This is a genomic window from Leuconostoc inhae, from assembly GCF_019656015.1.
In the GTDB taxonomy this organism is placed as follows: Bacteria; Bacillota; Bacilli; order Lactobacillales; family Lactobacillaceae; genus Leuconostoc; species Leuconostoc inhae_A.
In genome coordinates, this window is sequence record NZ_BPKW01000005.1 from 41,078 (window position 1) to 61,471 (window position 20,394).

A 20,394-nucleotide genomic window follows, 5' to 3' on the forward strand; every position below is an offset into this window, starting at 1 on the left:
ATAAGATTTCTAGCGACATATCAACTGAAAATATGTTATACTCAAAGCTATGGCATTATTAGAAATCAGTGGGCTTTCAATGGCCTACGCAGAAAAAACTTTATATGAAGACGCAGCATTCGAGTTGCAACAAGGCGAGCACATGGGAATTGTCGGCCAAAACGGTGCTGGTAAGTCAACGCTTATCAAAATCGTTACGGGTCAAGAATTACCTTTGTCTGGTAAAATCGAATGGCAAAAAGGCCTCAAAATTGGCTATTTGGATCAATATGCAGAGATTCCAGATGGTATGGATTTGATTGCTTTTTTGCATACTGCTTATCAAGACCTTTATGATAAACAAGATCGCATAACAGACCTTTATAATGAATACGCGGAATCAATGAACGATAAATTGTTGGAACGCGCTGGACGTATGCAAGAAGAACTTGATGCGGCTGGATTTTATGATGTCGACACAAAGATTGAACGTGTCATTTCTGGACTTGGTTTAGAGGCAATTGGACGTGATCGCGAGTTGGATCAAATGTCTGGTGGCCAACGTGCTAAAGTTATTCTGGCAAAATTGTTGCTTGAAAATGATGATGTGATTATTTTAGATGAACCAACGAACTATTTAGATGTAGCTCATATTGAATGGTTAGAAGATTTTTTGCAGAGTTACGAAGGCTCAGCCATGATCATTTCTCATGATTTTGACTTTTTAGACAAAGTAACTAATGCTATCATTGATTTGTCATTCGGGAAAATCACCAAGTTCCGTGGTTCGTTTAAAAAAGCGATGCGTCAAAAAGAGGAACGTTCAGAGCAACAATTACGCCAATATGAAAAGCAACAAGGCGAGATTGAAAAAGCACAAAAGTTTATTGCCAAAAACAAAGCACGTGCCTCAACATCTAAACAAGCCAAGTCACGTGAAAAGATGTTGGCGCGTATGGATAAGGTTGATCCACCGTCTGAAGCACTGCAAGCTAAGTTTAACTTCCCTTATGTGAATTCACAGTCTGCTAATGCTTTGGCCGTCAATGATTTATCAGTGGGTTATGTTACACCAGTTTTGGAACCAGTCACATTTTCAATTACGACAGGACAAAAGCTTGTCTTCAAAGGATTTAATGGGGCTGGTAAGTCAACACTGATTAAGTCGATTTTAGGTCTTATTCCATCACTACATGGGGAAGCTGAATTCTCACCATCGGCCATTGTCAATTATTTTGATCAAGACTTAGAATGGGATGACGATACCAAGACACCACTAAGAGAGATGCAAGATCGGTTCCCTAAGCTAGAGCCAAAGGCATTACGGACACGTTTAGCAGCTGCTGGTATCAACGCAGAGAATGCACAGAAACAAATGCAATTACTTTCCGGTGGTGAACAGACTAAGGTTAAGTTGGCCATTATGGAAATGAAGCCAAGTAATTTCTTGATTTTAGATGAACCAACCAACCATTTGGATGAAGTTACAAAAAACGCACTTCGTTCAGCAATCGATAAATTTCCAGGGAATGTCATTATTGTTTCCCATGAGGTCAGTTTTACTAAGGGTCTTGGAGACCGTGAGTTAAACGTTGCTGCTTTATCATTTAAAAAAGAATCAGAATAGGAATTATCAAAAACGCTTTTGAGCGTTTTTTTTGTATGTTTAGGTTGACATTTGAAACATAGTAAACCATAATTATATAATAAGTTTACTTTAAAGTATGATACAAATGAGGAAAAAATATGAAAACAGATGAGCGTATTCTACAATTTTTTGCCGAACATGAAGGAGAATATTTAAGTGGCGAGACTTTAGCTAAAAATTTAGATATTAGCCGCGCAGCCGTATGGAAAGTTATTAAAAAATTGACAGAGCAAGGACATACGATTGATAGTCAGCACCATGTTGGCTATCGTTACCAAAGTGGTAACGTTTTGAGTATACCGATGATTAGACAATTGGCGCATAGCGACTGGCAAATAAAGCTGTTTGATTCCATTGATTCAACAAATACCTATGCAAAAGAGGCGTTGACTCGTGGTGATGTGACGGTACCTACTATGATTGTTGCTAATCAGCAAATTGGTGGTCGTGGGCGTTTAGGTCGTACTTTTGTATCACCCTCAGACACAGGTTTGTACATATCGTTTGCTTTACCACTACCATTGGGAACATCGGTAGTACCTGGATTATTGACAACTGGTACTGCTGTTGCGGTTTCACGGGCTATTAAGCAAACGATTGGCATTGAATTAGACTTTAAATGGGTTAATGATTTGTTATTTGAAAATCGCAAAGTTGGTGGTATTTTAACTGAAGCAGTGATGGATTTTGAAAGTCAGCAAGTATCAGCAATTATTGTAGGTATTGGGTTGAATTTACGACAACCGTATAATTTAGATGCCACATTAGAAAATAAAGTTGGTGGCATGGTTGAACACTTGACTGTATCACGTAATGTGATTGTCGCTGCATTACTCGATGAATTTGTTAAATTGTATGCGGAATACACTGATGGCTCATTTTTAACAGCATATCGTCAACGTAATATTGTCATAAATCAAACTGTAACACTGAAATATGGTAAAGAAATCGTAACAGGTATAGTAAAAGAAATTGATGATCAAGGACAATTGCTTGTAGATACAGGTGATGATATCAGAACGATTAATTCTGGGGAAGTATTGAAAGTACAATTGCCAAATAATAGCTATCGTGGTTAATTATCAACAGACTAGAAAAAATTGGAGAAAAAATGAATTCAAATACACAACGCATTGCTATTACTGCGGTACTAACAGCACTATTACTTGCTGTCGGACCATTAGCGATTAATATTGGACCAATTCCAATGACTTTACAAACACTCATTATTGCCTTAGTAGCCTCGGTGTCGTCAACGCGTGTGAGTTTAACAGCTATTGGCTTGTATTTATTATTGGGTGCTTTTGGATTGCCAGTATTTGCTGGTTTCAAAGGTGGTTTTGTTTTCTTAGTCGGACCAACAGCTGGTTATTTATGGTCATTTCTGCTGTTCGCACCAATTATCGGTCTATCTTTTAAAAAATGGGACAATGTGTGGGGATTAATTGTGACAAATATTTTAGCTTCAGTGGTTAACTTAACAATAGGTACGATTTGGTTAATTATGAATATGCATATGTCCATTGCAGCAGGTATTGCAGCTGGAATGACACCGTTTGTGCTATCGAGTGCTTTTAAAATTACGATCGTTGTGATCGTTGCGTTGGCAGTCAGAAAAGTACAAACACGAACATCGCTAGCGTTTTAAAAAAATAGTTTAAGTTTTGTGGTATACTCATTAGCAAAAGTGAGGTTGAACTATGTTGCGTTCCGTTTTAATTTTTCCTAATTTGAGTCAGATGACAGATGTTAACAAGATTCGTCGCTGTTATGATAATTTGTATCAACACATTGCACCACATATCTCACTTGTTTTTCCTTTTGACAATGACTTGGCGGACGAAAAAATTGTTCAAGTTGTGACTGATGTCATTAAGAGACAGCAACAATTTAATATACGACTGACTGCCATTTCGGGAGATCCTGAGCATGGCTATGTTTGGTTAGTGGTTGATCAAGGATCAAAAATATTAACTGAGTTACATGATGCCTTATATGCTGAACCAATTCTTAATTCTTATTACCGAGAAGATCTGCCTTATCAACCGCATGTCACTGTTGCACAGGGATTATCGTTTCTGCAAGCTGAACATCTGATGACAGCACTGCAAAAAGAAACGTATGACTTAACAGCGACAGTCACAGAAGTAGCGATTGAACATATATTAGAGAACAATGATTCAGCTGTTTTCACTACGATTGTTTTAGATGAAAATTAGAATTATTGGCCCAGTTGGTAGTGGAAAAACAACCTTGGCACATAAAATAGCAAGTACTGAGCATTATCCAGTGACATCACTAGATGACTTAAACTGGGAACGACATGCAACGGGAGATAGGCATCGTACGTCATCAGAAATACAAGTTTTACTACAAGTGATTATCGAGCAAAATGACTGGATAATTGAAGGCGCTCAGTTCCGTGAAGGTCAGGACTGTTTTGCTTGGGCTGATGTCATTTATGTGTCGGATCCGCCTTACTACAAAAATTTATATTATATCTTGAAAAGATGGCTCAGCAATCGTTTACATGGCGGTCCTAAACAATATCGGCACTTACGGTTATTTTTTAAATGGCAAAACAATTGGCTTAAAAATGATCGTAATGAGGTATATCGGCTATTAAAAAATTATAATAAAAAAGTAATAATCATACGATGAAACAAAGTTTGACAAAATAAAAAAATTAGAATAAAATAAAAACAATAAGAAAATCATAGAGGTTGCCATAACCAAAAGTCACTCGTGGAGTATTGATAGATACTGTGAAACGGGCAAAAGGGGCTGTGGCCGAAGCGCTGATACTATCATATCAGTAAGCTGGGTCATTAGTTAATAACTAATGGACTGTCGCGTTTGCGGGGTGCTATGACAGAAACGATTGTTTTATTGCGATCCGTGACTGCCATACTTGGCAATCACGGATTTTTATTTTAGATGAAAAGAGTACAAAAATGGTAGAAGCAATTACGCGACCAACGCAAATAGAAATTTCTAAAAAGGCTTTAAAGCATAATGTTGCTGTTGTTAAGCAAGTATCTGGTGCCGATAAAATATTTTTGGCAGTCAAATCAAACGCCTACGGATTAGGTTTGGTACCAACATCTCAGGCGGCTGTTGCAGGTGGGGTCTATGGTTTGGCTGTGGCTGTCATTGATGAGGCGCTGGCACTACGACATGAACGTATTACTGAACCAATTCTTATTTTAGGAATTTCACCAGCAAAATATTCTGAATTAATGGCCGTGGAACATATTATGGTAACTGTTGTATCGTTATCATGGTTAAAAGAAGCAACACAATATTTAACTGGTGAACAACGGTTGCATATTACGTTGGGTGTGGATACAGGGATGGGTCGCATCGGCTTTCGTTCTCGAGAGTCTTTAGCAGAAGCAATCGCCTATCTGCAAGCACATGACGATATTTTTGATTATGTTGGCTTATCAACACATTTTGCTGAATCAGATTCTGCTGAGACGGATTACTTTTATATGCAACTTAAGCGGTGGCACGATATAACAGATGGTTTACCAGAGCCTGAATTTTATCATGTGGCAAATTCAGGTGCAGCAATGTATCACGCTGATGAAGTACCCCATGAGGTGATTCGTGTTGGGACTGTGTTATATGGTGTTGAGCCTTCTCGTGGTGAGTTAGCAGATGGCAAAAACTTACAACCGGTGATGGCACTGCGTAGTGAAATGAATTTTGTCAAGCAATTACCAGCTGGTGAAGGCATTAGTTATTCACATAAATACACGACAAGCGGTGACGAGTGGATAGGCACTGTACCAATTGGGTATGGTGATGGTTGGTTACGTAAAATGTCTGGATTTAACGTCATTGTTGACGGACAATACGCACCAATAGTTGGTCAAGTTGCAATGGATCAATTAATGATCAAGTTGCCACATGAGTATCCTGTTGGGACAAAAGTGACATTCATTGGCAAGGATGGCGGACTTGAAAATACGCTTGAAGATGTTGCACAATACGCTGATTTAGCACCCTGGGAGATTATGACAGGCTTGCAAGATCGATTACACCGTGTGCTTGTTGATTAATATCATTAGCTAATTCAAGGGAAATGTTTAAAATTGAGGAGAAAAAATAAACATGACAGAACGGACATATAATATTGCTATACTTGGTGCAACCGGCGCAGTTGGCACACGTTTGATTGAGCAATTAGAAGACTCAACGATACCAGTTAACAGTTTGAAATTACTTGCTTCAGTACGGTCGGCTGGTAAAAAGCTCATCTTTAAGGGGCAAGAAATAACTGTTGAAGAGGCGACAGCAGACAGTTTTATTGGCATTGATTTGGTATTGGCTTCGGGCGGTGGTTCTGTCTCACGACGCTTTGCGCCAGAAGCAGTTAAACGTGGTGCGGTTGTAGTAGATAATTCAAGTTTTTGGCGCATGAATGATAATGTGCCACTTGTTGTACCGGAAGTTAACGAAGCTGATTTACAAGCGCATAACGGTATTATTGCCAACCCAAATTGTTCAACAACTCAAATGGTAGTGGCACTTGAACCGGTACGCCGCGCGTTTGGTTTGCGTCGTGTCATTGTGTCTACTTATCAAGCAGCATCTGGCGCTGGACAGTCCGCTTGGGAAGAGTTAGTAGCCCAAACAGAAGCTCATAATGCTGGTGAAGAAATGGTTGCAAATATTTTGCCTGTCAAGGGGGCTGATAAACATTACCCATTAGCTTATAATTTATTACCACAAATTGATGTGTTTGAAGATGACGGTTATACACATGAAGAATGGAAAATGATTCATGAAACTAAAAAAATCATGTTCGGAGACAAAAACTCTAAGGCAGTTAAAGTAACAGGCACAGCTGTCCGTGTACCTGTACCAGTAGGTCATGGTGAGACTGTTTATTTTGAAACAGAGCCAAATACTGGTGCTACAGCTGCTGGCATTCAACAAGCATTAAGTCAAGCACCTGGTGTCATCTTAGAAGATAATCCTAAAGAACAAATCTATCCTCAGCCTTTAAATGCTGAAGGAAAACGTGAAACTTTTGTCGGACGTGTTCGTCCAGATTTGGAAAATGACGATTCTTTCCATATGTGGGTTGTATCTGACAACTTGTTGAAAGGTGCAGCATGGAACACAGTTCAAATTGCTGAACGACTGGTTGATTTAGACTTAGTTCGTGTGCCAGCGGATGCTGCAGGTAAATTTGAAGTCTAATAGCATGTTACAATAAGCCTATGGAAATATTTTTATTTTTAACGATAATCGTATTAGGATTATCTTTATACTACCAAGTGCAACAAAATCCCGCGACAATGAAAATTGGTACGCTTGGGATTTTTATTGTTATTGGTATCGTTATTTTTATGTGTGATTTTTTTAATATCACATCAAAAAATTTAAAATTAATGCATCAAATTGGCTACAGTATAGCTGTTATTTTTGGTATTTTGTTGTTATTGAGTATGGTACGACATAGTTGGAAAAAATCGCATCAACTGGGACTACCTTTATTAGTTGGTATTTACCTGACGAGTTTGGTCGTGCTTAGCCAGTGGCCATTATGGTGGTTGAGTGCGCCATGGTTGATGTTATATTTTGTATGGCAATTTTGTCGCTTTATTGTGAGCAGTGTCATTTATGGTTATCAAAGTAAAGCACCAACTCACGGACCTTTGGTCGTGCTTGGTGGTGGTTTGGCAGAAGGTTATAAAGTTGGGAACATAGTCGATCAGCGCATTCAAGCAGCAGTGACGGATGCTAATAAAATGTCAGAATATCCAATGATTGTTTTTTCTGGTGGGCAGGGGGATGATCAGTTAATTAGTGAAGCTGAAGCGATGCGTGACTGGTCTGTCGCACATTATGGTGTGCCACTTGAAAAAACACAACTAGAAAATCGTTCACGAAATACCTATCAGAATTTACAATATTCATCTCAATTGCTTTCTCAGCAACCATTCACATTTTATACGAGTGGTTATCATGTTTTTAGAGGTGTTTTGCTAGCTAAGCAACAAAATATTATTGCGCAAGGGCGTGGCGGCTTTGTACCGTTAGTTTATCGTATACCGGCTTTTTTTAGAGAATTTGCTGGTGTGATGAGCATGAATATAAGGCGTCAAATATTATGGGCAATAGTTTGGGGTATGATTGCATTTGTAGTCAATAAGATTATTACATACTAGTTGTATGTTATAATTTTTTTTATCTTATTTTTAGCGAATATAGTAATCTTGAATATAAAATTGGAGATGTGTATGACTGTTTTTGGAAAATTAATGTGGTTTTTCCGTCAAAATAAACGCCTTTATGTTTTAGGACTGTTTTTTTTATTTTTGACGGAAATTTCTCAAATGGTGTCACCCGCCTTGATTGGCCGTTTTACAGATCAAGTTGTATCACGGACGCTAACAGTAGAAAACTTAGTATTTTATGCTGGTGGCATTTTTTTATTTGCGATATTAATGTATATTTTTAGATATGCATGGATTACGCATATCTTTCAGGGATCTGCTTTACTTGAAAAAACATTGCGTCAGCAATTGTTTGATCATTATATGACTATGGATACCACTTTTTATCAACGCCATCGCACGGGTGATTTGATGGCACATGCGACAAATGATTTATCAGCGATACAACGTGTTGCCTCTGGTGGTATTTTAATGTTAGTTGACTCAGTTGTTGTGATTATTTTTACTGTCATTTCCATGATTATTGTTGTCGATTGGCGGCTTACCTTGGTTGGCGTTTTACCCTTACCACTTTTAGTTTTAGGTGTACGATATTTGTCACCAAAAATGCGTCAGGCATTTACCTCAGCCCAGGAAGCTTTTTCACGTTTATCAAACAAGTCTCAAGAATCAATTGCTGGCATTAAAGCTATTAAAACTTTAGGACAAGAAACGGCTGATGTTGCTGCTTTTGAATCGCAAGTCAAAGATACGATTCAAGTCAATAAAAAGGTGGCATTAATTGATTCATTGTTTGGACCAATGGCTACCGTTATTATGACAATTAGTTTCGTTATTATGATGACGTATGGTGGATCACTTGTGCTTAATGATCAAATCACAATTGGTCAATTAGTCTCATTTTCGACCTATTTGGGTTTACTTGTTTGGCCAATGTTTGGATTAGGGCAACTGTTTAATGTACTTGAACGTGGTAATGCATCGTATATACGTGTACAAAATATTTTGTCAGAACAATCAGCCATTATTGAAGATGAAAATGGTGTGGCTGAGCAGGCTAAAGGTGATTTAACTATTAATATTGACCAGTTTATTTATCCAGACAGCGAGCATATAAAGCCTGCATTACAAAATGTTCATATTACGATTAAGGCAGGTGAAACACTTGGCATTGTTGGTCGTGTTGGTGCTGGGAAAACAACCTTAATTAAACTGTTATTACGTCAATTTGATGGTTATACAGGTGATATGCGAATTGGTGATGTGAATATTAAGGCGTATACATTAGGGGCCTATTTGAAATCAATTGGGTATGTGGCACAAGAGAATTTTTTGTTTTCAACAACGATTCGAGATAATATTCGCTTTTCTGATATCAATAAAAGTCAACATGATGTGATGTTAGCTGCTCAAAAAGCTGATTTCAATGACGATGTTTTGTCATTTCCAGAAGGATATGATACTGAGGTCGGCGAGCAGGGAGTTAGTTTATCTGGCGGTCAAAAACAACGCTTAGCTATTGCGCGCGCATTGATTACTAATCCAGAAATATTGATTCTAGATGATGCACTTTCGGCTGTCGATGCATTGACGGAAAAACATATTTTGGGAACCTTAAAGTCTGAGCGTCGTAAAAAAACAACTATTATTGCAGCACATCGCATTAGTTCAGTGATGAATGCCGATGAGATTGTTGTATTTGATCATGGTGAAATTAGAGAGCGAGGCACGCACGCGTCGTTAATTGCACAAAATGGCTGGTATGCTCAAATGTATCAACAACAGCAACTAGCAACGAAACTTGAAGATAAACTAAGTGGCAAGGCGGTTAACAATGTCTGAAAAAAATAGTTCTGTATGGGCAAAAAGTATCCCGATTAAAGAACAAGTAAACGTTATTGTGACATTGATTAGAATGGCTAAACCTTTTCGAAAAATGTTTTTTGGCGCATTGGCCATTGGTGCTGCTTTTGCGTTATTACAAGCAGCAGCACCGCGTATTATTGCTTATTATATGACCACGTATTTACAACAACGTGATAATGTTACTATGCAAGTCATGATTAGTTTCGCAGTTTTAGTAGCAGTTATTAGGATAAGTCAAGCTGTGGCAGATGCATTAAATGCCTACTACTTTACAGTAGCTGCTGAGTATGCACTGGAAGATATAAGAATTCAAGTATTTCGTAAGCTACACACCTTAGGTATGAGATTTTTCGACCAAGTACCAGCTGGTTCCTTAGTCACTCGTGTTAACAATGACACAGCCTCACTTGCTGATTTTTGGCGATTTTTCATGCAATTAACATTTGTTGTCATGAGCATGATTGGCGCTTATATTGGTATGCTGACGGTAAGTGTCAAAGCAACGTTGCTGATGCTTATTGTTGTCCCTTTTATTGTTGGGTCAGTGATTTTATATCAACGTTTTTCATCCAGCTTGTTTCGGCATATGCGTGAACGGCTATCACATTTAAATGCTAAAATCGCAGAAAGTATTACAGGTATTGATGTCATTCAGGAGTTTTATCAAGAAGATAGATTTAAAAAATCGTTTGCTAAAGTCAATGGTGAATACTTTAATGCACGTTTTCGTATGGTAAAAGCAGATGCATTACTGCTGGAACCAATGGTCGATATGTTATTAGGTGCAGCTATGGTATTAGTATTTTGGTACTTTGGTGTGATGTCGATGTCAACAGTTGTTTCTGCGGGTGTCATTTATGCTTTTACAACGTATTTAAATAACATATTTAGTCCATTAGAAAGTGTTATGAATTTATTTAGTCCGTTTCAAGAAGGGCTGGTGTCAGGTTATCGTATATTAGGTATTTTAGCTGATACTACTTACGCACCAGCACAAAATAGTGATGCTGAGCAGGATATTATAGCAGGAAAAATTGCGTTTCAACACGTTGATTTTAGTTATGACGGGCAGCATCAAATCTTAAAAGATCTGAGTTTTACGGCTAATCCAGGGGATACCGTTGCACTTGTTGGTCATACTGGATCCGGCAAGTCTTCAACAATCAATACACTGATGCGATTCTATGACTTTCAGTCTGGAAATATTTTAATTGATGATCATGATATTCGAGATATTGATTTAAAAAATATGCGTCAAAAAATGGGATTAGTTTTGCAGGATCCTTTCATGTTTTTTGGTGATATTGCATCTAATATTCGTATGTATGATGACACGATTACAGATGACCAAGTCAAAGCAGCAGCTGAATTTGTTGGAGCTGATAAGTTTATATCTGCGCTGCCAGGTAACTATCATGCCAAAGTGCAAGAAGGCGGGTCAGGATTTTCCGCTGGGGAAAAGCAATTGATTAGTTTTGCACGGGCAATTGTTAAAGATCCAAAAATTTTAATACTGGACGAAGCAACGGCAAATGTGGATACCGAAACAGAGGCTTTGATTCAAAAATCATTACTAAAAATGCGCCAAAATCGTACGACAATCGCTATCGCACATCGGTTGTCAACAATTAAGGATGCTGATTTAATTTTAGTATTAGATAAAGGAAGCATTATTGAACAGGGGACACATGAGGAATTACTGCAATTGCAGGGGCAATATTATGACTTATATCGGCTACAAGGCATAGATAAGGATAATGACTAAAAAGTAAGTAATATATGGAAACTGTTAAATAATTCACATTTATATGTTATGTTTGCTGTCATGAATATGGCGACAATGACTTAAAACAGGTACAATGGAAGCAGAACATAATTAGGTGAGCAGACTTAAAATACGAAAAAGTACTTTAAGTGCTACCTTTTTACAGTTAATAGATGTATGCGCTAGGGTTAATACGCATGAATAAGGAGAGATTTACGTATGTCAATGATCGAGTTTAAAAATGTAGAGAAGTATTACGGTGACTTCCACGCACTAAAAAATGTTAATTTAAAGATTGATGAAGGTGAAACAGTTGTTTTGATTGGCCCTTCTGGGTCAGGAAAGTCAACATTGATTCGTACTGTTAATGGTTTGGAAGAAATCGAAGAAGGACAGTTACTAGTTAACGGATTTGATTTACACGATCCTAAAACCGATATGAATCGTATTCGTAAAAATGTCGGTATGGTGTTTCAGCATTTCAATCTATATGATAATAAAACAACATTAGAAAATGTCATGTTAGCACCACGTTTGGTTTTGAAACGTGATGAAGCTGAAAATAAGAAATTAGCGATGGAATTATTGGAAAAAGTTGGCTTGGCTGATAAAGCAGCTAACATGCCATCAGAATTATCTGGTGGGCAAAAACAACGTGCGGCAATTGCGCGTTCTTTAGCTATGCAACCAAAAGCATTATTGTTTGATGAACCAACTTCGGCTTTAGATCCTGAAATGATTGGGGATGTGCTAGATGTCATGCGTGATATTGCTAAAGATTCTGCAATGACAATGCTTGTTGTCACACACGAAATGAGTTTTGCCAAGGCCGTGGCAGATCGTGTTATTTTCATGGCTGAGGGACAAATTTTAGAAGATAGCACAACGAAAGAATTCTTTGAAAAGCCAAAGGAAGTTCGTGCACAAAAGTTTTTGAGTCAAGTTGAACATCACTAAAATAGGGAGGAATTGCGCTTGCTGAAACCTATGATTTGATTGGTATACAATTAAGTCATAGGCTAGATGCGCGACGTATATATATTATGGAAAAAGCTAAAAAGCGACAATTTGGTATTATAGCTACAATTGTCTTGGCTGCCGCTATTGTTCTCGGTTTAATGTGGGCAACAGCAACAGCTAATAAAAATGCAGAACATCAAGATACACTCGCTCGTGTTGAAAAACTAGGCCGAATTGTGTGGGGTGTGAAAGCTGATACACGATTATTTGGCCTAATGGATACAAAAACTGGCGTACCAAAAGGATTTGATATTGACATCGCTAAGGCTCTGACAGTTCAAATTTCAAAACAAACTGGTGTACCCATGTCTGCTGAATTTGTACCAGTTTCAACAGCATCAAAAATGCAACTATTGAAAAACACAAATATTGATGGTTCTGTATCAACAATGACAATTACGCCAGAACGTGAAAAAATTATTGACTTTACTAATCAATATTTTGATGCAGGACAGTCAATCTTAGTTAAAAAAGATTCTGGTATTAACTCAATAAAAGATATGAATAGTTCTAAATATACAGTTATTGTAGTTGTTGGTACAACAGCGGCTACTGAAACAGCAAAATTTGCACCAAAGGCAAAACTGTTAGCTGTTCAGGATTATGCAACAGGTATGCAGGCGCTAAAGAGTGGTCAAGGTCAAGCAATGTCAACAGATAATGCTATTTTGTATGGCTTTGCCACGGAAAACCCTGATTATCATATTGCTGGTGGTACATTCACACATGGTCCTTATGGTATTGCCTTTGATAATAATCAAAAGCCAATGATTAAGGAAACGAATGCGGCGTTGGCTACCATTAAAGAAAATGGTATTTATAACCAGCTCATTAAGAAGTGGTTTAGCAACGTTCCGGGTCTTGATTGGCGCAGTTTGGAGGCGAAATAATGGCATTATTACAAAATAATTTCCCAACATTCTTGCAAGGATTTGGTTATACATTACTTTCTAGTATCATTGCATTGATTGGATCAATGATTCTTGGCACTGGTTTTGCAATTATGCAAATTCTGCCACAAAAATGGGCGCAAGTAATTGGCAATGTTTATGTACAAGTTTTTCGAAATATCCCCTTATTGATTATTACCTTTTTCTTTTTTCTAGTCGTTTCAAAGTATGTTAAGATGAGTGGCTTTACATCTGGAACGGTTGCGTTAATGTTGTATACGTCAGCATTTATTGCTGAAACAGTTAGAGCGGGTATTTTATCAGTTGATGGTGGACAAATGGAAGGTGCACGTGCCAATGGCTTGTCGTTTGCACAAGCTATGCAGCATATTATCTTACCTCAAGCCTTTCGAATTGCTTTACCTTCATTGGGAAATCAATTCATTAATTTGGTAAAAAATTCATCTATCTTAGCATTCGTTGGTGGATTGGACTTGATGTATCAAGGGAATATGGTTGCAGCAAATACATTTGATACCTTTAGCACATATATTATTGTGGCAATCTTCTATCTAATTCTCACATTACCGTTAAGCTACTATATACAACACCTTGAGCACAAGCTTAAGCGCGCATTGTAAGGAGGAATTATGGTTACATTAGGAATATTTAGCGCCTTCACACCACAAAACGTCCTTTATCTGTTGGGCGGTTTGGGTATTACCGTGGGTGTATCAGTTATATCAGTTATTTTAAGTTTAATCTTTGGTTCGATTGTTGGCATTATTCAATTTGAACGGTTGCCTTACTTTTCTAAATTTGTTGGGACAATTAACAACATTATTCGTAATTTACCTTTGTTATTAATTATCTTTTTTGTATATTTTGCGCTACCAAAAATAGGCATTCATTTACCCATTTTTTGGGCTACAGTTATTGCAATGAGCACCTTTGAATCAGCCATGTTAGCAGAAATTGTGCGTGGTGGATTAGAATCAGTTGATAATGGTCAATTTGAAGGTGCCCGTGCGAACGGGTTGAGCAATATGCAAACTATGATTTATATCGTTTTGCCGCAAGCCTACAAAAAAATGATTCCACCAATTATTTCTCAGTTGATTTCATTAGTGAAAGATACAAGTTTGGCATTAGGAATTGTGTTATCTGAAATGACTTATCGTGGTCAGATTGTTTATGCACAAAATTCAACATATATTGTGCCTGTATTAATTGCTATTACGCTGGTTTATTTCTTACTCAATTATGGCTTGTCTCTATTAGCAAAATGGGCTGATCATAAATTAGCTTAGCTACAAGCGATCTATCAAAATTGATTATCTGTTTCTGTTAACTATGTAATTAAGGTATTTTAAAATAATTTTACAAAATATAACGATTAAATATTAGTTGTATATGAGAAAAATAAGTGATATACTTGTTTTTACAATGTAATATTTTAAAATAACTGACATATCTCGGGAGGATATTAGTATGGATACATGGAAAAAAGTGGCTATCGGCGCAGCAGCTGTTGTGGTTGTTGGCGGTGGTACACGTGCAGCAGGTCTCTGGGGCGGCAGCTCATCAGGAAGTAATAAGAATTTGTCATTTCAGCTGCCAACGCCTATTCAAACGTTAGATATTTCTAAGAATACGGATACTTATTCTGGAACAATCATTGGTAACTCTGGTTCAAACCTAATGCGTGTTGACGCTAAAGGGAAAGCTAAATTAGAATTAGCTAAGTCTGTGAAAGTCTCTGATGATGGTTTGAAATATACAGTTGTCTTGAAAAATGGTTTGAAGTGGTCTGACGGATCAAAGTTGACAGCACAAGATTTTGTTTACTCATGGCAACGCATAGTTGATCCTAAAACAGCTTCTCAATACGCCTATCTCGCATCAGGAGTGAAGAATGCTGACAAAATTGCTGCAGGAAAAGCTGATGTTGATACATTGGGTGTGACAGCTAAGGGAAACACAATTACTTTTGACTTGGAACGACCATTACCACAATTTGAATATCTCTTAACATTTTCTAACTTTATGCCACAAAAAGAAAGTTTTGTGACTAAAGAAGGTAAAAAATATGCCACAACCGCAGCAACGTCACTTTATTCAGGTCCTTATAAGGTTGAGGGTTGGAATGGAACTAACAACACCTTTAAGTTAATTAAGAATGATAATTATTGGGATGCCAAAAATATCAAGACAAAGCAAATTGATGTACAGGTTGTTCAAAAACCAGAAACAGCTGTACAATTGTATAAACAGGGTAAGATTGATCGTGTATCTATTGCTAATACACCTGAGTTATACAAAGCTAACAAAAATAATAAAGATGTGACAAAAGCACTCGAAGCAACTACAGCATACTTACAATATAATCAAACAGGTAAGAACAAATTCTTAGCCAATGCTAAGATTCGTGAAGCTTTGAACTTAGCCACTAATCGTAAAGAATTAACGGATCAAGTGACTGCAGGTATTTCAACGCCAGCGACTGGTTTGGCACCACAAGGCCTTGCTAAGACAGATTCTGGCGAAGACTTAGCAAAGTTTGTTGCACCTGGTTATAAGTTTGATCCTAAAAAAGCTGCCACTTTGTTCCAAGAAGGATTGAAAGAAGTTGGTGAAACTAAAGCAACATTTACTGTTACTTCAGATGCAGATTCACCAGCAGCTAAATCAACATTAGACTACTTGCAAGGATCATGGGAAAAGGCTTTGCCAGGTTTGAAGATCAATCAAAAATTCGTGCCATTTTCACAACGTATTAAAGATTCACAAACACAAAACTTTGATATTGTCGTATCATTATGGGGTGGCGATTATCCAGAAGGATCGACATATTACGATATCTTTAAGACAGATGCTTCAAATAATAATGGTCAATTCAAAAATGCAGCCTATGACGCTGCAGTTAATAAGGCTGAATCAACCGATGCATTAAAAGAGTCTGCCCGTGATAACGATTACAAGGTGGCTGAAGCAGCATTGTTGAAGGATAGCAATTTTAACCCATTGTATTTCCGTTCAGGTTATTCATTACAAAATCCTAAGGTGACAGGTATTATTCTTAATACAACTGGATTGAATCAAGACTGGAAGTTAGCTGTTAAAAAGTAAACAATGTGAATGAGTAGATTAAGAATTGACGTGAGTTGATTCTTATTTTATTTAAGAGACGATCCGACATTGCAATATATAGTCAAGTGATTCAGTTTAAAAATAAGCTCATGAAATATAACAATTAAATATTAGTTGTATATGAGAATATTAAATGATATAGTATTATTTACTAATGTGTATTTAAAAAAGACTGACATATCTTGGGAGGATATTAGTATGGATACATGGAAAAAAGTAGCTATCGGCGCAGCAGCTGTTGTGGTTGTTGTTGGTGGTACACGTGCAGCAGGTCTCTGGGGTGGTCAAAAAGCTGCCGCAAAAGGGACATTAAATTATTCACTACCAACAGATATTCAAACGTTAGATATTTCAAAAAATACAGATCAATATTCTAATCAGATTATTGGCAATTCTGGCTCTAACTTGCTGCGAGTTGATGCTAAAGGCAAGGCTATTCCTGATCTAGCTAAATCTATTAAGGTATCAAGCGATGGTCTTACGTACACTGCTACATTACGTAGCGGGTTAAAGTGGTCTGACGGATCAAAGTTAACAGCACAAGATTTTGTTTATTCATGGCAAAGAATTGTCGATCCCAAGACTGCTTCGCAATATGCTTATCTGGCGTCAGGCGTTAAAAACGCAGATAAAATTGTTGCTGGTAAAGAAAAAGTAGATGAATTAGGTGTTACCTCTAAAGGTAATACAGTTACCTTTAATTTAGAACACCCAATGCCACATTTTGAATACTTACTAACTTTTTCAAACTTTATGCCGCAAAAGGAATCATTTGTTACTAAGCAAGGTAAATCTTATGGTACAACATCTGAAAAACAGTTATATTCAGGCCTTACACTTTTAAGGGTTGGAATGGGACTAATGGCACCTTTGAACTTGTGAAGAACAAAAATTATTGGGATGCTAAAAATGTCAAAACGCAAACATTGACATACCAAGTTGTCAAGAAGCCTGAAACGGCTGTTCAGTTGTACAAACAGGGTAAATTGGATGAAGCACCATTAACCACAACAGAGCTTTATAGCGCAAATAAGAGTAGTAAGAACAGTGTTAAGGTACCAGAGGTACGGACGGATTATATTGAGTATAATCAAACGGGCACTAACAAGTTCTTAGCCAACACTAAAATCCGACAGGCTTTGAATTTAGCTACAAACCGTGATGAACTCGTTAAAGAAGTAACAGGTGGTGTGTCTACAGCTGGAACAGCCTTAGTACCAACAGGGTTAGCTAAAACAGCAAATGGTACCGATTTGGCTAAATATGTTGCACCTGGATATACTTATGATAAAAATCAGGCAGCTAAATTGTTTGCTGAAGGATTGAAAGAACTTGGCGAAACAAAAGCCACTTTGACGATTGAAGCAGCTTCAGATCAGCCAGCCAACAAAGTCGTTGTTGATTATTTGCAGGGTTCTTGGCAGAAAGCTTTGCCAGGGCTGACAATCAATCAAAAATTTGTACCATTTAAGCAAAGATTGCAAGATGCTCAGAATCAAAATTTTGAAATCTTGCTAACGGCGTGGGGTGGTGATTATCCAGAAGGCTCAACCTTCTATGATTTATTTAAAAATAATGGTGCTTATAATGATGGTAAATTTATCAATAACACATATACTGATGCCGTTAATAAAGCTGAAACAACAGATGCATTAAACCAAGCAAATCGTGATACGGATTACAAAAATGCAGAAGAATCTTTGTTTAAAAATGCTAATTATAGCCCATTGATGTTCAGGGCACATTATGCTTTACAAAATCCTGATGTCAAGGGCGTTGTAACAAATACAACAGGTCTGATTCAAGACTTCAAGTATGCATATCGTAAGTAATGATAGATCGTAAAAAATATTTAATTTCAAATAAGAATTAGCACAGGTTAGTTCTTATTTGTATAGGAAGATGATATTATGTGGAAATATATTTTAAAACGACTGCTATTACTTATCTTTACGCTTTTCTTAGTGGTTACTGCGACATTCTTCTTGATGCAAATCATGCCTGGAACGCCGTTTACTAACCCTAAATTGACGCCGGAAGCAATAGCACAATTGAAATCAACGTATGGGTTAGATCTACCGCTTTGGCAACAATATTTGAATTACTTAATTGGTGCCGCTCATGGTGATTTTGGCATATCGTTTCAATATCAAAATCAACCAGTTAGTATGTTAATTGGTCAGCGCTTGCCGATATCTGCACAATTGGGTGCGCAAGCATTGGTGGTGGGCGTTATTGCAGGACTATTTATGGGTGCTGCATCAGCACGTAATAAAAATAATAAAATTGATGGTACTTTAGGTATTATCTCAACACTTGGTATCTCAATACCAAGTTTCATCTTAGGCATTATTTTGGTTTATTTGTTTGGATTTAAGTGGCCACTTTTCCCAGTTTCAGGTTGGGGTGATTCATTTTCACAAACCATTTTACCAACCCTTGCTTTGGCTATGAGCCCAGCAGCTATTACGACACGTTTTGTTCGTTCAGAAATGATTGAATCATTAAGTTCAGATTATGTGCAGTTGGCTAAAGCTAAAGGATTGAGTGCTAAAGAAGTTGTTAATCAGCATGCTTATCGTAATTCTATGATTCCAGTTCTGACACTCATTGGGCCAATGGCTGCAGGTTTGTTGACAGGATCAACGTTGATTGAGCAGATTTTCTCAATACCTGGTATTGGTCAGCAATTCGTTTTGTCAATTCCGTCCAAGGATTTTCCAGTTATTATGGGAACCACAATCGTTTATTCAGCCATGTTGATGGTTATGATTTTGATTACGGATATCTTGACAGCAATTATTGATCCGCGTGTTCGTTTGCAATAAGGAGGCTTATGATGGCAGCAAATACTGAAGATTTTGTCATCGTTGGCGCACAAAATTCTGAAGCCAACGAACATATCTCAAAGCCGGCCTTGTCGTTTTGGCAAGATGCTTGGCGTCGCCTCAAGCTTAATAAGCTTGCGGTTATCTCACTGTGGTTCTTAATATTTATTTTGGCTTTTGCGGTCTTGTCAAATATATTTGTGCCACAAAAAAATGCTAACGCATTTAACTCTGATAAAGTCGGAGTATATAAGAATTTACCACCAAATTCTGGCTTACCAATTCCTGGGTGGAATGGTAAAATCAAAGCACCTGGTGATACAACAGCGACTAACGTTTACGAGTCGCAAGGTGTACCTGAAAACAAAAAGTTTATTTTAGGAACAGACAATATCGGTCGTTCAGTCGCCAAGCGTGTAACAGTCGGTTTGCGTATTTCCTTGTTAGTTGCTATTGTTGCGACTTTGATTGATTTGTTTGTTGGTGTTGCCTATGGTGTCTTTTCAGGTTGGAAAGGCGGATGGATTGATAATGTGATGCAACGTATTATTGAAATCTTGTCTTCTATTCCAAACTTGATTATTGTTACTATGCTTGGTCTGTTGCTCGGTGGCGGTGTGTTATCAATTATATTAGCGATTGCTATGACGGGCTGGCTTGGTATGGCACGTCAGGTGCGTAATATGACGCTAACACTGAAAGAACGTGATTATGTTTTGGCAGCAAAGTCGTTGGGTGAAAGCTCATTTAAGATTGCAATCAAACATTTAATACCAAATATGGCTGGTACGATTATTGTTCAAATTATGATGACAGTACCTAGTGCCATTATGTTTGAAGCCGTATTATCGGCAATTAACTTGGGTGTTAAACCACCAACTGCGTCTTTGGGTTCATTGATTTCTGATGCACAAGCTATGTTGCAATTCTATCCTTATCAAATATTAATTCCATCAGCAGTGCTGGTCTTAGTATCATTAGCTTTCATTCTGTTAGGTGATGGCTTACGTGATGCTTTTGATCCACGTGCGAGTGAAGACTAAGAGGTGTGCAG

At 37.5% G+C, this 20,394-nt stretch carries 17 protein-coding genes, 1 pseudogene and 1 riboswitch; all 18 genes and pseudogenes read left to right on the forward strand.

Going from position 1 to position 20,394, the window contains the following annotated elements; genetic code table 11:
• Window positions 1–49: 49 nt before the first annotated feature.
• Window positions 50–1,606, forward strand: coding sequence for an ABC-F family ATP-binding cassette domain-containing protein (locus K5Q14_RS03890; RefSeq protein WP_220734530.1), 1,557 nt, complete (start codon window positions 50–52; stop codon window positions 1,604–1,606).
• Between the two features lie 119 nt (window positions 1,607–1,725).
• The gene (locus K5Q14_RS03895; protein ID WP_220734531.1) at window positions 1,726–2,706 is read left to right on the forward strand and encodes a biotin--[acetyl-CoA-carboxylase] ligase; all 981 of its coding nucleotides are present in this window, start codon (window positions 1,726–1,728) and stop codon (window positions 2,704–2,706) included.
• Between the two features lie 32 nt (window positions 2,707–2,738).
• Window positions 2,739–3,275: a biotin transporter BioY gene (locus K5Q14_RS03900; RefSeq protein ID WP_220734532.1), complete on the forward strand. Its 537-nt coding sequence runs from the start codon at window positions 2,739–2,741 to the stop codon at window positions 3,273–3,275.
• A 52-nt stretch (window positions 3,276–3,327) separates the two neighbouring features.
• Window positions 3,328–3,846: a 2'-5' RNA ligase family protein gene (locus K5Q14_RS03905; RefSeq protein ID WP_220734533.1), complete on the forward strand. Its 519-nt coding sequence runs from the start codon at window positions 3,328–3,330 to the stop codon at window positions 3,844–3,846.
• Window positions 3,836–4,288 carry a P-loop NTPase family protein gene (locus tag K5Q14_RS03910; protein WP_220734534.1) on the forward strand — a complete coding sequence of 151 codons (453 nt, stop codon included), beginning with the start codon at window positions 3,836–3,838 and terminating at the stop codon, window positions 4,286–4,288. The genes K5Q14_RS03905 and K5Q14_RS03910 overlap by 11 nt, the downstream gene beginning before the upstream one ends.
• 48 nt (window positions 4,289–4,336) lie before the next feature.
• Window positions 4,337–4,504, forward strand: a riboswitch (Lysine riboswitch).
• Between the two features lie 77 nt (window positions 4,505–4,581).
• Window positions 4,582–5,694 (forward strand): alanine racemase, encoded by a 1,113-nt coding sequence (gene alr / locus K5Q14_RS03915; protein ID WP_220734535.1) that lies wholly within the window; start codon window positions 4,582–4,584, stop codon window positions 5,692–5,694.
• Between the two features lie 52 nt (window positions 5,695–5,746).
• Window positions 5,747–6,841, forward strand: a complete 1,095-nt coding sequence (locus K5Q14_RS03920; RefSeq protein ID WP_220734536.1) for an aspartate-semialdehyde dehydrogenase — start codon at window positions 5,747–5,749, stop codon at window positions 6,839–6,841.
• Between the two features lie 20 nt (window positions 6,842–6,861).
• Window positions 6,862–7,812 carry a YdcF family protein gene (locus K5Q14_RS03925; protein WP_220734537.1) on the forward strand — a complete coding sequence of 317 codons (951 nt, stop codon included), beginning with the start codon at window positions 6,862–6,864 and terminating at the stop codon, window positions 7,810–7,812.
• 72 nt (window positions 7,813–7,884) lie between these two features.
• A complete protein-coding gene (locus tag K5Q14_RS03930) occupies window positions 7,885–9,663 on the forward strand; it encodes an ABC transporter ATP-binding protein (RefSeq protein ID WP_220734538.1) in 1,779 nt (592 codons plus the stop codon).
• Window positions 9,656–11,452, forward strand: coding sequence for an ABC transporter ATP-binding protein (locus tag K5Q14_RS03935; protein ID WP_220734539.1), 1,797 nt, complete (start codon window positions 9,656–9,658; stop codon window positions 11,450–11,452). Before K5Q14_RS03930 ends, K5Q14_RS03935 begins: the two co-directional genes overlap by 8 nt.
• Window positions 11,453–11,671: 219 nt before the next feature.
• Complete coding sequence (locus tag K5Q14_RS03940; protein ID WP_281419676.1) at window positions 11,672–12,409, forward strand: amino acid ABC transporter ATP-binding protein; 738 nt, start codon at window positions 11,672–11,674, stop codon at window positions 12,407–12,409.
• 86 nt (window positions 12,410–12,495) lie between these two features.
• Window positions 12,496–13,362: a transporter substrate-binding domain-containing protein gene (locus tag K5Q14_RS03945; protein ID WP_220734540.1), complete on the forward strand. Its 867-nt coding sequence runs from the start codon at window positions 12,496–12,498 to the stop codon at window positions 13,360–13,362.
• On the forward strand, window positions 13,362–14,003 hold the full coding sequence (locus tag K5Q14_RS03950; protein ID WP_220734541.1) for an amino acid ABC transporter permease: 642 nt from the start codon (window positions 13,362–13,364) through the stop codon (window positions 14,001–14,003). The genes K5Q14_RS03945 and K5Q14_RS03950 overlap by 1 nt, the downstream gene beginning before the upstream one ends.
• Window positions 14,004–14,012: 9 nt before the next feature.
• Entirely contained in the window at window positions 14,013–14,672 is a 660-nt protein-coding gene (locus tag K5Q14_RS03955) for an amino acid ABC transporter permease (RefSeq protein ID WP_010390557.1), read from the forward strand.
• Window positions 14,673–14,853: 181 nt separating this feature from the next.
• The gene (locus K5Q14_RS03960; RefSeq protein WP_220734542.1) at window positions 14,854–16,491 is read left to right on the forward strand and encodes a peptide ABC transporter substrate-binding protein; all 1,638 of its coding nucleotides are present in this window, start codon (window positions 14,854–14,856) and stop codon (window positions 16,489–16,491) included.
• A 219-nt stretch (window positions 16,492–16,710) separates the two neighbouring features.
• Window positions 16,711–18,344 (forward strand): annotated as a pseudogene (locus tag K5Q14_RS03965) (peptide ABC transporter substrate-binding protein).
• Between the two features lie 78 nt (window positions 18,345–18,422).
• Entirely contained in the window at window positions 18,423–19,340 is a 918-nt protein-coding gene (locus K5Q14_RS03970; protein WP_010016046.1) for an ABC transporter permease, read from the forward strand.
• A gap of 11 nt (window positions 19,341–19,351) precedes the next feature.
• Complete coding sequence (locus K5Q14_RS03975; RefSeq protein WP_220734701.1) at window positions 19,352–20,383, forward strand: ABC transporter permease; 1,032 nt, start codon at window positions 19,352–19,354, stop codon at window positions 20,381–20,383.
• Window positions 20,384–20,394: the final 11 nt, after the last annotated feature.